Origin of the sequence: Amphibacillus xylanus NBRC 15112 (assembly GCF_000307165.1) — a bacterium.
Taxonomy (GTDB): Bacteria; Bacillota; Bacilli; order Bacillales; family Amphibacillaceae; genus Amphibacillus; species Amphibacillus xylanus.
The window spans coordinates 760831-776610 of the sequence record NC_018704.1; the positions used below are offsets into that span (position 1 = coordinate 760831).

General features: G+C 34.4%; 16 protein-coding genes. 11 read left to right on the forward strand and 5 right to left on the reverse strand.

The annotated features are described in order from the left end of the window. Positions 1-90: 90 nt before the first annotated feature. Positions 91-1314, reverse strand: coding sequence for an HD domain-containing protein (locus tag AXY_RS03810; RefSeq protein ID WP_041450099.1), 1224 nt, complete (start codon positions 1312-1314; stop codon positions 91-93). A gap of 121 nt (positions 1315-1435) precedes the next feature. Beyond that, positions 1436-2317: a peptidylprolyl isomerase gene (locus AXY_RS03815; protein ID WP_015009462.1), complete on the reverse strand. Its 882-nt coding sequence runs from the start codon at positions 2315-2317 to the stop codon at positions 1436-1438. Between the two features lie 193 nt (positions 2318-2510). Here AXY_RS03815 and AXY_RS12515 point away from each other — a divergent pair, with 193 nt between their 5' ends. After that, entirely contained in the window at positions 2511-2603 is a 93-nt protein-coding gene (locus AXY_RS12515; protein WP_015009463.1) for a YjcZ family sporulation protein, read from the forward strand. 601 nt (positions 2604-3204) lie between these two features. Here AXY_RS12515 and AXY_RS03820 read toward each other — a convergent pair. The 3 genes from AXY_RS03820 to AXY_RS03830 all read right to left on the reverse strand — a co-directional run bounded on the left by AXY_RS03820 (position 3205) and on the right by AXY_RS03830 (position 4951). After that, positions 3205-3573 (reverse strand): YtxH domain-containing protein, encoded by a 369-nt coding sequence (locus AXY_RS03820; protein ID WP_015009464.1) that lies wholly within the window; start codon positions 3571-3573, stop codon positions 3205-3207. Positions 3574-3901: 328 nt separating this feature from the next. After that, positions 3902-4420 (reverse strand): tryptophan transporter, encoded by a 519-nt coding sequence (locus tag AXY_RS03825; RefSeq protein WP_015009465.1) that lies wholly within the window; start codon positions 4418-4420, stop codon positions 3902-3904. Between the two features lie 102 nt (positions 4421-4522). Next, positions 4523-4951 (reverse strand): HIT family protein, encoded by a 429-nt coding sequence (locus AXY_RS03830; protein WP_015009466.1) that lies wholly within the window; start codon positions 4949-4951, stop codon positions 4523-4525. A 479-nt stretch (positions 4952-5430) separates the two neighbouring features. On the opposite strand from AXY_RS03830, the gene AXY_RS03835 reads away from it, so the two are divergent. The 10 genes from AXY_RS03835 to AXY_RS03880 all read left to right on the forward strand — a co-directional run bounded on the left by AXY_RS03835 (position 5431) and on the right by AXY_RS03880 (position 15769). Continuing rightward, positions 5431-6165, forward strand: coding sequence for an ABC transporter ATP-binding protein (locus tag AXY_RS03835; RefSeq protein WP_015009467.1), 735 nt, complete (start codon positions 5431-5433; stop codon positions 6163-6165). 3 nt (positions 6166-6168) lie between these two features. Further along, entirely contained in the window at positions 6169-7371 is a 1203-nt protein-coding gene (locus tag AXY_RS03840) for an ABC transporter permease (RefSeq protein ID WP_015009468.1), read from the forward strand. A gap of 231 nt (positions 7372-7602) precedes the next feature. After that, positions 7603-8364, forward strand: coding sequence for a cell wall-active antibiotics response protein LiaF (gene liaF, locus AXY_RS03845; RefSeq protein WP_155835459.1), 762 nt, complete (start codon positions 7603-7605; stop codon positions 8362-8364). An 8-nt stretch (positions 8365-8372) separates the two neighbouring features. Further along, complete coding sequence (locus tag AXY_RS03850) at positions 8373-9437, forward strand: sensor histidine kinase (protein WP_015009470.1); 1065 nt, start codon at positions 8373-8375, stop codon at positions 9435-9437. After that, positions 9434-10060, forward strand: coding sequence for a response regulator (locus AXY_RS03855; protein ID WP_015009471.1), 627 nt, complete (start codon positions 9434-9436; stop codon positions 10058-10060). Before AXY_RS03850 ends, AXY_RS03855 begins: the two co-directional genes overlap by 4 nt. A 228-nt stretch (positions 10061-10288) precedes the next feature. After that, positions 10289-10717 (forward strand): transglycosylase domain-containing protein, encoded by a 429-nt coding sequence (locus tag AXY_RS03860; protein ID WP_015009472.1) that lies wholly within the window; start codon positions 10289-10291, stop codon positions 10715-10717. Between the two features lie 444 nt (positions 10718-11161). Continuing rightward, the gene (locus tag AXY_RS03865) at positions 11162-13393 is read left to right on the forward strand and encodes a peptidase domain-containing ABC transporter (protein ID WP_231841373.1); all 2232 of its coding nucleotides are present in this window, start codon (positions 11162-11164) and stop codon (positions 13391-13393) included. Next, positions 13386-13853 (forward strand): hypothetical protein, encoded by a 468-nt coding sequence (locus AXY_RS03870; protein ID WP_015009474.1) that lies wholly within the window; start codon positions 13386-13388, stop codon positions 13851-13853. The genes AXY_RS03865 and AXY_RS03870 overlap by 8 nt, the downstream gene beginning before the upstream one ends. Further along, positions 13850-15349 (forward strand): HlyD family efflux transporter periplasmic adaptor subunit, encoded by a 1500-nt coding sequence (locus tag AXY_RS12230; RefSeq protein ID WP_015009475.1) that lies wholly within the window; start codon positions 13850-13852, stop codon positions 15347-15349. The genes AXY_RS03870 and AXY_RS12230 overlap by 4 nt, the downstream gene beginning before the upstream one ends. 30 nt (positions 15350-15379) lie before the next feature. Then, positions 15380-15769, forward strand: coding sequence for a hypothetical protein (locus AXY_RS03880; RefSeq protein ID WP_155835461.1), 390 nt, complete (start codon positions 15380-15382; stop codon positions 15767-15769). The last annotated feature ends 11 nt before the right edge of the window (positions 15770-15780 follow it).

Consider the following 15780-nt stretch of genomic DNA (forward strand, 5'->3'; position numbering starts at 1 on the left):
ACGATAATAAAAAATCAGAGCTACGTAATATGTGAACTGCCCCTAACCCTTGAAAAAAGACAGTTCAACGTGCTCTGATTTTTTATATGATTATTTGGCATTTTCATAACGGCTATCTAAGTAGTCAACGATATGAATTAAGTAGCCTTCAATTGTTTGAGGCTGCTTAACTGCTGAGCCCCATTCTGGTAAACCATGGTGGCATAAAATACAGTGACTAATTTGATGAACAGCATCGATATCTAGTGAAATGTTAAATTGCTCTAGTAGCTTGCTGAATAGTAAAAATCCATATGGAATATGGCCAATCATAACACCAAGCGGATCCATACTGATACCAGCTTGTTTACGAGTTTCTAAGCTTTCGCGATTTGCTGTTGGGAAAAGTACTTCAAATGCTTTATGTGATAATCCTGCATGGTCATATTCAAGTATTTTTCCAAGATCATGAAACAAAATTGACACAATTAAAATATTGTAATCAGGGCTTTGGTCTTTAAAATTCATTGCCCCAGTAGTCATCGTATAGAGATGGTCGATTGTTTGATTCCATGTTGATGCGTAATTAAGTGGCTCATTATTTTTATATGCAAGGTAAAGATCTTTTTTATAGCTTTTTTCAACTAGGTTAATCAATGTAATAACTGCTTCGATATGTCCTTTTTGTTCATTGAGAATATAACGTGCAATTCGCATTAATCCGACAGTATGCTTTAGTAGTCCGCCTAAGTAGTTATGGTGATGTCCTTTTGCTGCAGGAGCGATACTAAAGTCAGACCAGAAAAGAAAGAGTGTTTCTTTAGCTAAGGTTGAATAAGGCTCATCTAACTGATCAAGGTAGCTATATAATTCAATTGTTAAATGATTGTAATCTTCATCTGTGTAAGGAAGTAATGAAAATGGATTAATTTTCTCATCAACAGGTGTAAGACGATTAATAGTTAGTGATTTTTGATTGTTATAGTCATCAACGATTGCTTCAACATCAAATACTGAATACTCTTCAAGTAGTGGTAGGACACGGTTAATCATGCCCTGATTGTCCCACATTTTCGCTTGAATCATCCCAGCATTGTTACTAAACGAGAGTCTGAGAAAATTCTTATTTGTCCGAGTGAGTCGCACTTCATAATCATTTAATAGTAAGCGTTGTTTAACCTGATTCCCAGCAGTTTGATCATCAATTGAGAAAACATTCTGCCCGCTCGGTAATTCAGGAGCAGGAAAACGTTGTTGTATATAATCTATTTCTTCTTCATTCATTTCAATTTCGATCGGTATTTGTCCAAAAAAATAATTGGATTCCAATTTCATTTCTCTCGCTCCTTAGAAGGTATTTATTAAATTTATTGTAACGTAGATTGAAGTAAAATCCTATTGAAAATAAAATGTGAAAAAGCATATCGGTTTTCACCAATATGCTTTTGACTTGTTATTATTGATCTAACTCTGGGATGTCCTCAAATGTAAATAAGTCTTCAAATTCTTTAATGTTGACTTTAATGTTTGCACCTTCAAGTAATGATTGCATTTTTGTCATTGCAACTGTTTCATCTACTTTTGGTAAGGCAATTTCAGTTCTTAATTGTGCTTTCATGTCTTCAAATGAACCGATTTCTCTTTCTGTATCACGAATGTCAGTTACTTTAATAATATGCCAACCATGAGTAGACTCTACTGGTTTACTGATTTCATCTACAGCTAATTCATAAGCTACATCTTCAAACTCTTTAACCATGTCTCCTGCTGTGAAGTAGCCTAGCGAACCGTTATCTGCTGCTGAGCCGGGATCTCTAGAATGCTCACTAGCTAGGTCACCAAAGTCTGCGCCATCCATTAATTGGTCATATAGATCATTTGCAAGGTCTTCATCTGTAACTAAGATGTGACTTGCTTCAATTTCTTTGAAAAGACGATCATAACGTAATTGAATTTCATCATCTGAAACTTCAATATCTTCAGTAACAGCTTGTTGCTCAAGTAAGTGTAATCTTAATGTTGCGCGATAATCATCTTCAGAAGCAAATCCGTATTGTTGAAGAACCATTTCAAATTGCTCGCCATACTGATCTCTCATTGCGTTAACTTGTTCATCAACTTGCTCATCATCAACTTCATATTTATCCTCAAGTATCGATGCGTAAACTAAACTATGTAAAACACTTTCACCACTCGCTGCTTTTAATTCTTCGTAAAACTCTTCTTTAGTTATATTTCCTTGATCCATTTCAACAACTACTTCTGGGTCAGCTTTTGAACATGCTGATAATCCGATAATTGCTGCTGAAATTGTTGCTACGATAGCTAATTTCTTCATATAGTTACACTCCCATTTACTCAAGACTATTAAGTCTAATTATTTTTCTCAAATGTTAATATAACATAGATTTAGCAAAAATAAATCATTTAAAGTAAAATTCCACTCTTTTTACTAATAATCGTTAAAAAGCCCATGCCCTTTCTTAATTGGGGCATAACATATTAATGTAATAATGAAGGAGGTATGAAAAATGAGTCATAAAGGTAAGCACGGTTATGGTGGTTTTGCTTTTATCGTCGTTTTATTTATCCTGTTAGTAATTGTTGGAGCAGCTTGGGTATAAAATTAATTTAAATCAAGTAATTGTTTAATATTGTAGGAATTGTCACAAATGAATAATAAAAGCAAGTCATCAAGAAGCTGATCCTCTAAAAAAAAATTTAAAGGATCAGCTTTTAATTTACTTACCGCTTAATTATGATCAACTAGATCCAGCAAGACTTTTAGTTGTAATTATTTTGATGCATATGAATTGAAAAATTAATATTTCTTTGATAAGGATGATCTTTAGATTTGTAGCTATCAAGTGAATCCTTAAGGTCAATAGAAACCCCGTTAAGTAATTTTAATCCTTCTTTTGACTTGTTAATAATTTACTCAGAGATTGCTTGTCTAGATTTTGGTTCAATTGACAAGACGACCGACGCACTTACGACCCCACCTACTAATACCCCGAGTAACGCTGATTTACTTATAGTCATTTAGATTCTCTCCCTATTTGTTTTTCATAGATAATAACTTAAAAACACTGCTACTATACAATGCTTATTTTCTTAAGAATATCACTATTTACAGATGGACTGAATCGTTTTATAGAAAATTTGTAATCGCTTTATGAACAAATAAGAAAAGGGCTTTATTAAAAAAGCCCAATCTACAGCTATTTACTTTGATTCAATTGTTTTTGTTTGGTTTTCTAATTCATTAAGTCGTTCTTCAATTTGTTTTAAATAAGATTTAATATTTTCTTGATGTGGCTTAATTGTTTCTTGCCAACTTTCAAGTGAATCTTTCACATCTATCGAAAGTTCTTTAATTAGTTTCGCAGCTTCTTTAGATGTGTTAATAATTTGTTCTGATAACTCTTTACCATTTTCTTTAACATGTTCAAATGAATCCTTTAATTCTGTAGCTTGTTTTTTCAAATCTGCACGTGTCTCTTTACCAGACTTAGGTGCATTCAAAAGAGCGATTGCTCCACTTATAATACCACCAGCTAGAAAACCTAGTAATAATGATTTGCCCTTAGCCATCGTTTACACTCCTTTCTACTTACTGCTACTTACTATTATCTTCTCTTTATTTCGTTCAGTCAAACATCAAAAAATAAAATCCAATATAATTTTCTCGAAGTAGATAACTGTTTTTTCTAGACGTCTAAACTAAGTTTATAATTTCCTCTTTAGGATCAAGTATTCACAATAGATGATAAGCTTCATCCGCGGTGAGCAAGTTGTATCTTTATTAAAACTAAGATAAATTTATTCTCGACTAATTATAAAACATACCAATACTATTTGACATTGAACCAAATTAAAAAGCATCCACCAGTTAAACAGTGGATGCTTATTTATTGATATATTATGCAAATTCAAAGTTTGATCTTTTCATGATTGATTGAATGATTGGATAGAGTATCAGTGTAAAAATAACGTTGAATAATACGGCAGGTAATACAACTGCAACAAATAGTGCAGTAAATGCACCTTCCATTAATCCAACAACATAAAGTGCCATAATTAAAAACACTGAACCGCTCACAAGCGTACCAACCGTAACTAAGATAGGGACTGTAATCTTTTGATTTACTGCTTTAGGAATAATTAATAATAAACCAAAAAAGATAAATGCTGTAATCGGTTTTTCTACCATATTTGATATTTGACCACCTGGTGCACCTGTAGTTAGCGCTGATATGACACCTGTAGCCAGACTCACGACAATAACGTAATTTACTTTAGGGAACAACATAATCCCTAGAAACATCATCGGCAACATAATATCAGGCTTCATTCCAAATAAAATTGGAGGTGAAATCATGTGTAAAACAGCACCGATCCCCATAAATAATGCTAATAAAATTAAATCTTTCGTTCTCATTCTCATCTCTCCTCAACTAAACTCATTTTAACCTCCATTTGTGCACTCATTGCCAAATGCGAAGTTTTTTTAAGTATACCATATTAAAATTAAAAGTAAATACTAAATATTCTGAACAATTGTTTCTGCAATATTTGACAGGTCTTCCTTGGTATAATCATCATTATGTGTAACCCAATTTTGTGAGAAGCCGTCCGTTTCATCATATCTTGGAATTAAATGTAGATGTAAATGAAATACTGATTGACCAGCAGCTTCACCAGTATTACTCAGAATATTAATGCCTTTTGGATTAAAGCTCTTTTCAATTGCCTGAGCTATTTTAGGTACACGAGCAAATAACTGACTTGCGATTTCGTCACTAGTTTCATAAATATCTTTCACATGAGCTTTTGGTATCACTAGAGTATGACCTTTTGTTACCTGACTAATATCAAGAAATGCAAAGACATGCTCATCCTCATAAACTTTCGCAGACGGGATCTCGCCAGCGATAATTTTACAAAAAATACAGTTGTGATCAGCTGACATCACATTCACTCCTTTATTAATTTGACCCTATTTTATCATTAAAACACTCAACATAGCAAAAATACGACAATATGTCACTGTTTGCTTTCAGTCTCAATAATGGTAAAATTTATATACATAACTGACATTCACACATTATTTGATATTTGAGTCAATTTCATAATACAAAAATCTAGTTAAGAACACGAACAATTACAAATAAAAATACAATATCATACGTAAATAAAGAAGCCTAATCAAGTGATTAGAACGGCAGGCGGCGACTCCAGCGGGAACAATCGTGTCCGAAGATCCAGTGATAAAAGCTTGGAAAGCTTTTATCAATTAGCTGAGGCCGATCCCGCGGAAAGCGTCCGCCTAGAGTGGAAATCACCGCGTCACCTGTAACCCAATTGTTCGTGTTTTATAGCCAATTAAGTCATTATGAAATTCATTCATTTAGCAAAAATTTGTTTAACCAAGTATGAGGAGGGGACGGTATGTCCGACTTATTACAGATAGAAAATTTAACTGGTGGCTATACACATAAAAATGTTCTTCATGGTATTTCTTTTGACGTTAAGCCTGGTGAAATTGTAGGCTTAATCGGCTTAAATGGTGCCGGGAAAAGTACTACAATTAAACACATTATTGGACTAATGGAACCACGTACAGGCAATATCACGTTATCAGGCTATACGAATCAATCAGATACAGAGCTTTTTCGCAAACAATTTGGTTACATACCTGAAACACCATTACTATATGAAGAGTTAAATTTATATGAACATCTAAAATTGACCGCCATGGCTTATGACCTAGATCAAAAGACTTTTGATGAACGATTACCTAAACTATTAAAAATGTTTCGTTTAGAAAAACAAATAAATTATTTCCCAGTTCACTTTTCTAAAGGGATGAAGCAAAAGGTGATGATTATGTGTGCGTTCTTAATTGACCCACCGTTGTATATCATTGATGAACCTTTTGTTGGATTAGACCCATTAGCGATTCAGGCACTGTTAGATCGGATCATAGAAGCAAAAGAACGTGGTGCAGGCATTTTAATGTCTACACATATTTTAGCAACAGCAGAGCGTTATTGTGATCGATTTGTGATTTTACATGAGGGTGATATAAGGGCATCTGGAACAATTGATGAATTAAGACAGCAATTTAATATGCCAACGAGTACATTAGACGATCTCTATTTGCAACTGACAAAGGAAGGTTAAGCAATGATGGATAGTAAAAAACTATTTAAGGAGCGATTTAGCGCCCATGTTAAAGAAACGATTCGTTATCTTCAATTTATTTTAAATGGTCACTTGGCGATTGCGATTCTATTTTTGATCGGGGCGGGGGCTGTTTTTTATCAACAATTGTTAAATCAACTACCAGAGAACTTTCCAACGGATTGGATAGTGAGTGGTTTGTTTGCACTTGTTGCCCTTTATAACCCGATTCAAAACTTATTAAAAGAAGCTGATTTAGTCTTTTTATTTCCAGCAGAAAAAAAGTTAACTCAATATTTTAATTTCACTCTGTTGTATAGTTTTATCACACAGCTTTATTTAGTTGCGATTGTAGTTGCAGCTTTAGCCCCACTTTATCAAGCGAGTAGGTTAGCTCAAAGCTACCTTGTCATCATATTTATGTTAGTCTTTTTTAAAGGATGGCATTTTTTACTGAATTGGTGGTTGTTGCGTGTAAGAGATAAGGCGATACACCGAATTGGAAAATTGACGCGCCTAATCCTGCAGTTATTTATTTTTTATAGCTATATGAATGGACAAGTTTTATTAGCAAGCATATTAACTGTTGGTTTGTTTGCGCTATTTGCTTATTTCTATTATTATAGTCATCGATTTGCCTTAGCGTGGGATCAATTAGTTGCAAAAGACCAGCAACGAATGCAAAGCTTTTACCGACTGGCAAGTATGTTTACTGATGTACCACAGTTTAAATTATCAATTAAAAAACGTCGTTTATTAGTTGCTTGGATGACAAAGAGAATTAGCTTTAAGCAGGAAAATAGTTATTCGTTTTTATATCGGATTACATTTGTTAGATCTGCTGATTATTTTGGTTTATATTTTCGACTAACACTCATTGGTTCTGTGTTACTTGCTTATTTTGACCATATCATTATAATACTTATAGTTAATGTTCTCTTTCTATTTGTTACAGGGATTCAATTGATACCGCTATGGTATCACCATAGAACTCAGGTTTTGGGGAGTTTATATCCGATTAAAGTAATCGATAGAGAACGTTCGCTTATCAAGTTAATTGAACAGCTACTCATACTACAGCTACTAATCTTTACTATCATTAGCCTATTGACGTCAGATCTCTGGCAAGCTGGCTCTGTGTTATTAGTAGGCGTTGTGTTTGTCGTGGGATTTGCGCGAATCTATGTTAGGAAAAAGATCAATTGAATGATTATAGAGATTCACAAATACTTATCTGTTTTTGTGAATCTTTTTTAATACATTAAAGGTGTGAGATGAATTATGATACATTAGTTCAACACCTAAAGTAATAGAAACTCATACTTAAGACTGAGATAAAACCATGCTCTAGATTGTGTCGGTTATTTTTTTATTCAGTATAATAGAATTAAGAATAAAATTAGACTAGAAAACTATAAATAGAAAGGGTGATTGATGATGGGAAGTCGTTTTTTTCGTAGTTTATTTGCGATAGCGATTGTTTTATTAGGAGTTATTCTTGTCTTAGAAAATCTTGATCTCGTAGAATGGACAATAGGTGATTGGTGGCCTTATATTTATCCAAGCTTCTTCATTTTGGTCGGGTTAAAATGGTTATATAAAGCCTTTAAAGGATTAAATGGTATTTGGGTACCGCTATTTTTAATTATCTTTGGTTCATTGTTGTTACTTGATCAATTTAATTATATAATATTTGAATTTTGGGATGTCTATAAACTTTGGCCAATGGTATTGGTATTTATTGGTTTAAGCTATTTAGGTATTCCGCGAAAAAGACAGATGAAGATTTTTTATGAATCAAATGATCCTGAATTGAATACGAATAAAGATGGAGAAAAAGAACGTGTCATTTTTGGTGATTATGATTACAGTAAAACAAATTGGAAAGTAGAGCCAACGAATATTTGGAACGTTGTTGGTGACCATACAATGGATTTTACAAAAGCATTTATTCCTGATCAGGATACGCCAATTACAATTCATGGTTTAGCAGGCGATATAAATATTATTTTACCGCATCATGTCGATTTCTCGGTTCGTGCGACAGTGCATGCTGGTGAGGTTGTTGTCATTGATCAAACATCTCAAGGAATTAATCGCACATTAATCTATGAAACAGAAGGTTATGAGCAAGCAACACGTAAGTTAACATTTAATTTAAAATTAAATGCTGGTTCTATCAGGGTTGATCGAATTTAAGGAAGGTGATGCACTTGTTCAAAAAGTTAAATTCGATTCGTTACTCTTACATTCAAGCTCAATTGACGACAGTTGCCTTTTTAACATTGATTATTCTAGTTACGCTAACATTAATCGATTTGATTATAGATCCTAGTTGGTTGGATCAAGCAACCATTATGCTATTTTCAATTATTCACTTTATCATTGGATCAATAATTGCGATTTTAATTGGTTTTCGTTCAAGTGGTAGATTGAAATCACAATTTGATGATTTATCAGTTATGATTATGCAATTATCACGTGGAAATTATCATACGAGATTTCGCTTAGAGGAAAAAGGCGAAGTGTCACGTATTGGTGTTGAGTTAAATGATCTAGCAAAAAAATTAGGTGATCAAGTTCATTATTTACAACGACTGGCTGATGAAAAAGCTGCCTATGCTGAGCGTGCTCACAAAATTGCCACAATCGAAGAACGTCAACGATTGGCTCGTGATTTACATGATTCAGTCAGTCAACAGCTATTTGCTCTGGCTATGATGTCAAAGGCTGTTGTTCGAACGGTAAAAATGAATCCAGAAAAAGCGCAAAGTCAGGTTGAAGATCTTGCAGAAACTGCGATGAAGGCACAAAATGAAATGCGTGCACTTTTACTACATCTAAGACCTATCCATTTATCTAATCAATCATTAAGTGACGGGATTCATAACCTAATTGCTGAGTTAAAGACTAAGAGTGACATTGATTTTGAACTTATTATTGATCAATTTGATGAATTACCTCGCTTTACCGAGGAACATATTTTCAGAATTATTCAAGAAGCATTATCGAATACGTTACGCCACGCCGATGCAAGTAAAGTGAAAATTATTCTTAAATCTGAACCAGAGCATTTATTTGTTCATATTGCTGACGATGGTCAAGGATTTGACTGGGAGCAAGCTGATCAAATGAAAACCTCGTATGGCCTAAAAACAATGCGTGAGCGTAGTGAAGAAATTGGAGGCCAGTTCAATTTACGAACAAAGAAAGGGATCGGAACATACATCGATATTCGTGTTCCATTTCCTAAAAAGGAGGCGGATGAATGATTCGAATTGTAGTAGTCGATGATCATGATGTTGTTAGGAAAGGTGTCATCGCATATTTGGAAACAGAAGAAGACTTTGAAATTGTTGGTGAAGCAAGTAGTGGCGAAGAGGGAATTGAAGTCGTCTTAAAGCAAAATCCGGATGTTGTTTTAATGGATTTAATTATGGAAAATGGTAATGGAATTGATGCAACGAAACGAATTAAAGAAGTGCTTCCAGACTGTAAAGTAATCGTATTAACGAGCTATTATGATGACAAACAAATCTTTCCGGTATTAGAAGCGGGTGCCTTTAGCTATTTATTAAAAACCGCATCAGCCGAAGACATTGTTAGTGCAATTAAGAAAGCCTATCATGGTGAAAATGTAATTGAGCCTAAGGTGGCACATAAGGTGATGACTCGTTTTCAAGGTAAACAACCAACACTACACGATCAATTGACCGATCGCGAATTGGAAGTGTTAATTTGCTTGGCAAACGGTGCAACAAATCAAGAGATCGCCGATCAGTTATTTATCGGAATTAAAACAGTTAAAACACATGTCAGTAATATTTTAAGAAAATTAGAAGTTCATGACCGAACACAAGCAGCCGTCTATGCTCACCGCCATCAATTATTATAAATAAATCACTTCATAATCGATCAATAAACTAATACTAATAGTTTTGACTACATATGTCTTATCCAGTATTAGTTACATATAGTTTGATCAGATTGTGGGGTGGTTTTTTTGTGGGGAAAAATAAAAGCGTTGCTAATTCGTATATGGAAATGGATTAATCAAAGTTGGATTAAATGGCCGATATGATTAATCGCGTCTTTTATAGCATTAAGTTTAACTGGGTTTTTATTGATCATCTTTGGTGGTCGTTTAATCGTTGCTGAGTCGGCACTCATCTTACCTGCGACGACACAAGTGATAACCGAAGACGGTGAGTATGCAGGCAGACTCTATCAAGAAAATCGCCAACTTGTCAAGTTAGGAGATATTCCAGAACACGTCCAAGAAGCATTTATTGCGATTGAGGATCAGAGGTTCTATTCACATGCAGGGGTAGATTTTAGAAGTGTTATGCGTGCTGTTTATCGTGATCTGATTGCGCTAGATAAAGTCGAAGATGCCGATCAATATCTCGGACGTGTCGTCGGAGAAGGTGAATTTACTTTATCAGAGATGTCCATTTTTGATCAAGGTACCTACTACATCGTGCCATACAACCCATTGACCGATCAAACAGGCACACGATCGAATACAGTAAGATTATCATTGTTAGATTAATAAAAACTCACATTCCGTTTTGGATGTGAGTTTTTTGGTGGGGAAAATATTTTACTGTAATTATACAGTAAAACAAGTGTGTTGTTAAAAAATCATTATAATTTTATGGAAGTATGGTTATTTTTGATCGATATGGAACTGAATGATTATTTGAAGTTATCTGGATTTTATGTTGTTCCTGAAAATATTACTGTATTTCTACAGTAAATAGAGTGAATAATTAAAAGTCACAATATAATTTAACTCTATGAATAAAATTGGAATTAATTCTGATTTTTCTGAAAAAAACTATTGACAAAACTTTATTTGGAGGTAATTTAAAGTTAGGTAGTTAAATATATCCATTTATATCATGTTAATTACTTAATTAAATAATATTACCTATTGATAATGATTCATCTTATTATTCAAAGTTATCTAGTTTAAAAGACAGGAGGTTATCCATTGCGATTTAAAAAATGGCCGTGCACGATGCAACATGATGCTTCAGATTGTGCGGCAGCTGTTGTATCAACAGTTATGCTACGATACAAAAAAGAATCAACAATTATGAAGATCCGTGAAATGATTGGTACCGATGCTTATGGAACAACGGTGAAAGGGATTATGGATGGCTTAGAAAAGCTAAATTTTAATGCAAAAGCCATTCGAACGACAGTCGAGCAAATTACTCCTGATTTAACTTACCCAGCGATTGCTCAAATCCAAACAGAAGAAGGGCTCAATCATTTTGTTGTCATACATAAGGTGACCAAAAAAGATCAAATGATTATTGCTGATCCAGCTAAAGGGATTGAAAGAAAAGTTAAAGCTGAATTTGCCGAGCAATTCTCTGGTGTAATGATCTTTATGGTGCCAACGACTGAATTTGAAATGATGAAGATGAAAGATAAAGGGATGTTTGAACTATTCGTTCAACTGATCTTGCCACAGAAAAAGCTGATGGCTGTGATCATTCTTGCATCTGTGTTACTAACCGCATTAGGAATTTTTTCAAGCTTTTTCTCGAAAATCATTATGGACGAGATTATACCGTATCAACTTAAAAGAAGTCTCTATGTTTTTCTAATTGTCTTTGCTTTAGTGAGTTTAGTCCAAAACCTAGTTTCATATTTTCGTCAGCACATTCTACTATTCTTATCAAGAAAAATTGATATACCAGTGATGATGGGGTATTACAATCATATTATCCATCTGCCATATAGCTTTTTTGGTTCACGTAAGATTGGCGATATTATTACTCGCTTTCAAGATGCGATGACAATCAAAGACATATTTACGTCAGTATCTTTATCGCTAGGTTTAGATATTACGTTAGCTCTATTTAGTAGTATTTTACTCTGGCGTCTAAATACGAACCTATTTATTATTCTACTTATTATGGTTGCGATTAATATTGCACTTATTTATATTTTTAAAAAGCCCTATCGAAAAATTAATTACGAACAGATGGAAGCAGGAGCCATGCTTAATGCTCAACTGATTGAATCAATGCAGAACATTGATACGGTCAAAGCCCATGCCAATGAACCAGAACAAATGCACCGATTAGAAAATCGCTTTGTTCATGCGTTAAAAATTGGCTATAAAGAAGGCGTTTTACAAAATGTTCAAGGGTTCATCTCAACGTTTATAAATTCAATCGGTAATGTGTTTATTCTTGGTGTTGGTGCGCTAATGATTATCGATGGCGAAATCAGTATTGGTGATTTACTTGTTTTTCAAACGTTGAGTCAATTCTTTATTGAACCTGTTCAAAACTTAGTAGGTTTACAAATTACCTTTCAAGAAGCCCAAGTCGCCATGAATCGTCTGAGTGAGTTGATGTCATTGGAACGAGAAGACGCACAGTCTGAACAACAGATTCAAGACGTTGATCTAAAAACAGATTTAATCTTTGAAAATGTCACATTTGGCTATGGCTCAAGACCACCTGTGCTAAAAGACTTTGACCTACGGATTAATCAAGGTGAAAAGATCGCGCTAGTAGGAGAAAGTGGTGCAGGGAAGAGTACGATTGCGAAGTTACTATTAAAATTTATTATCCCGCAATCAGGACAAATTAAGTTTGGTGATCATCAACTTTCAGACTTAGACCACCAACACTTGAGACAAAAGGTTGCTTATATCCCACAAAAGATTGACCTATTTACAGGTACGATCATTGATAATTTAAAAATTGCCAATCCAGATGCAAAATACGAGGAGATTATTGCGGCTTGTCAGCTAGCTGGCGCAGATACATTTATCGAACGGCTTCAAAATCGCTATCATGCAATTATTGAAGAAGGTGGCAGTAATTTATCAGGAGGAGAAAGACAACGGATTGCGATTGCCCGTGCGCTATTAGCTAAAAGTGATTTATACATTTTTGACGAAGCAACATCACATTTAGACTCCTTTAGTGAACAAAAGATTCAAGAAATTATTTTTAAACGGATACAGGGTAAGACGACTATTATTATCGCCCATCGTTTGTCAACCATATTAAATTGTGATCGGATCTTCTTTATTGAAGACGGTCAGATCATTGAAACAGGTGATCATGAAAGTTTAATGAAACAAAGTGGCCGCTACGCCAAGTTAGTTAAAGCACAAGGTGGATTTAACTTAGTTGGAAGTTCAGACGTAAATATACAACAAAGCAATGATGATGAGGAGGTTTCTTATGACTAAACTTGAAGTGAAACAAAATAAAAAATTGGTGTTAAAGCAAGTGTTGGTTAAACAACATAAAAATATTGAGTTAGATAAATTTGAGGAGAAATTAAATCATTTCACAAATCAGCTACAATTATTCAAAGTCCAAACATTTGGTCCATTAGTGACACGCAATGCAGGGACAACGATTCATGATGATGGGAATTTGACGACTGATTACGAATTATATATTCAAGCGCATGATTACAAACAATACAAACATTCTTTTCAAATTAAAGAACGGCTTGAGTTTCCGAATTGTATTTACTTGAAATTCAAAGGCAAGCCAGAGGATCTCCATTATGCCCATTCAAAACTTGATTTATATCTTTATGAAGAAGGCTTAACATCGAATGGTGATGTGATCACTGTTTTAATTAATGAATACCCAGAACAGATAGAAGTTGACTTGTTTAGGCCGGTGGCAAGTCTATGAAACTCTATACTCGTAATGAATTAAAGGATGCGCGTGTCTTTTTTGACAAACGACCTCCTAGGTACATGACAGTCTTTATTATCTTTCTAGTTCTTTGCTTAATTTTTTCAGTTGTTGGGGCACAATTCGTTAAACGCCCCTATGTGGTAAAGGCACAGGGAACAGTCAGTGTTGATGGGACAAGTTATTTATCAACGAAAACACAAGGTGTGATCACGAATATTCATGCCGAAGCTGGACAATTTGTTGAAGCTGGTCAAGTCATTCTTGAGCTCTCATCTGGAAATGAAGGGTTACAGGCATCAGTTGTAGGTGCTCAAATTGGAGAATTAGAAGATACGTTGTTGATTATGGATAAGTATGAACAAGCAATCGAGCAGAAAGAAAATCTGTTGAGCCAAACTGAAAAGGAATTGGAATACTATGGTAAGGTTGCTTATTACTTAGATACGCTTAACCAAGAGACTTATGATGCGAATAAAACAAACCGAGAGATTAGTGAGAAAAAGTCAGAACTTGATCAATTAAGGTCAGAGATTATTCAATTAGAAAAGGAATTGCATCAGATTGAGACACAAATTGACGAAGATGAGAAGTTGACTAAAAAATCTAATGAGGATTTAAAGAAAAAAGAAGCTAGACAGCAAGATTTACTCGCTGAGGTTACTGATCTTGAGGGACAACTAGGACAAGAGGACTCTGATGAAACAATCATACAGAAACTGACTGTAAAACAGTCAGAGCTTGATCAATTAACAAAAGAAATTGATCAACATTACGAAAATATCGATATAGATTCTAGTCAAAGTAAACTTATGGAGAAACAAGGAGAAATCCAAGCTGATTTAGAAGCTAAGAAATCAGAAATTGAAGGACTTGAAGAAGAAATTAAACAACTGAACGAACAAGCTGAGGCCCCTTACTCACAAGCTGAGCAAACAAGACTTCAACTACTTAGTGAACTTGGTGAAAAGAGAAATCAAATTCAAAGTCAATTAACAGAATTAAGAGCAAATGAAGGTGTTGCAACTGAGCAGGATACAATCCATGTCGTAACAGCAACAAAATCTGGGATCCTTCACTATTTACAACCCCTGTCAATTGGTATGTCTCTTCAGCAAAATCAAATTGTTGGTGAAATTGCGACTGATGAAGAGGGATTTTACGTTGATAGTTATATCCAAGCCCAAGATCGAAGTAAAGTTGAAGTTGGACAACCTGTCAATGTGGCTGTTGTGGGGGTGAATAATTATCGTTTCGGTACAATTTCAGGAACAGTTGAATTTATTGAACCTGGAACAATTCAAAATGAAACAGCAGAAGGTGTGATTAGATTTTATCGAGCAAGAGTTAGTTTAGACGAAGACTTTTTGGCCAGTAAATCAGGAGAAGTTGTTAAAATCATACGTTCAATGCCGATTGAAGCTAGAATTGTTTACCAAGAAGAATCCTATTTAGAGTGGTTACTAGATTTATCGAATCTAAGGTCAAAGTAATATTATGGCCATCTGGCTTTAATATAAAAAATGATAAGAGGAGTGGTAGAAATGCAGATGGTATTACCAGCAAGTTATGCAGTAATTGAAGAAGAAATGATGTATTTGGATGGGGGGGTTGGAATCCCTAATTGGACAGTTTCAGCAGTAATTAATATTGGAATTGCAAAACTAACTGGTGGAGGCACAATAAGATTATTAGCTAAATTTATTAAACGTAATGGTTCTGCAGCCGCTAGAAGAGAGTTTAATAAAGTATTAGTACGATTTGTTAGTACTAAAGTTGCGAACACTGTAACAGGACTTGTTTTAGGAGCAATTAATGGATTTTTATCCTTTTCTGTAGGCGCTGCATTAACCACTATTTGGGACAGGCGGGACAATAAGCCTAATAATGGATATTTGAATGCAATATGGTGAGACCGTGAGAA

Bases quoted from the DNA above. Each gene is read 5' to 3' on its own strand.
- AXY_RS03825 (WP_015009465.1), bottom strand. From the start codon at position 4,420: ATGAGAACGAAAGATTTAATTTTATTAGCATTATTTATGGGGATCGGT.
- AXY_RS03880 (WP_155835461.1), top strand. From the start codon at position 15,380: ATGATAAGAGGAGTGGTAGAAATGCAGATGGTATTACCAGCAAGTTAT.
- AXY_RS03815 (WP_015009462.1), bottom strand. From the start codon at position 2,317: ATGAAGAAATTAGCTATCGTAGCAACAATTTCAGCAGCAATTATCGGA.
- AXY_RS12230 (WP_015009475.1), top strand. From the start codon at position 13,850: ATGAAACTCTATACTCGTAATGAATTAAAGGATGCGCGTGTCTTTTTT.
- AXY_RS03870 (WP_015009474.1), top strand. From the start codon at position 13,386: ATGACTAAACTTGAAGTGAAACAAAATAAAAAATTGGTGTTAAAGCAA.
- AXY_RS03840 (WP_015009468.1), top strand. From the start codon at position 6,169: ATGATGGATAGTAAAAAACTATTTAAGGAGCGATTTAGCGCCCATGTT.
- AXY_RS03810 (WP_041450099.1), bottom strand. From the start codon at position 1,314: ATGAAATTGGAATCCAATTATTTTTTTGGACAAATACCGATCGAAATT.
- AXY_RS12515 (WP_015009463.1), top strand. From the start codon at position 2,511: ATGAGTCATAAAGGTAAGCACGGTTATGGTGGTTTTGCTTTTATCGTC.
- AXY_RS03820 (WP_015009464.1), bottom strand. From the start codon at position 3,573: ATGGCTAAGGGCAAATCATTATTACTAGGTTTTCTAGCTGGTGGTATT.
- AXY_RS03830 (WP_015009466.1), bottom strand. From the start codon at position 4,951: ATGTCAGCTGATCACAACTGTATTTTTTGTAAAATTATCGCTGGCGAG.
- AXY_RS03850 (WP_015009470.1), top strand. From the start codon at position 8,373: ATGCACTTGTTCAAAAAGTTAAATTCGATTCGTTACTCTTACATTCAA.
- AXY_RS03835 (WP_015009467.1), top strand. From the start codon at position 5,431: ATGTCCGACTTATTACAGATAGAAAATTTAACTGGTGGCTATACACAT.
- AXY_RS03855 (WP_015009471.1), top strand. From the start codon at position 9,434: ATGATTCGAATTGTAGTAGTCGATGATCATGATGTTGTTAGGAAAGGT.
- liaF (WP_155835459.1), top strand. From the start codon at position 7,603: ATGGGAAGTCGTTTTTTTCGTAGTTTATTTGCGATAGCGATTGTTTTA.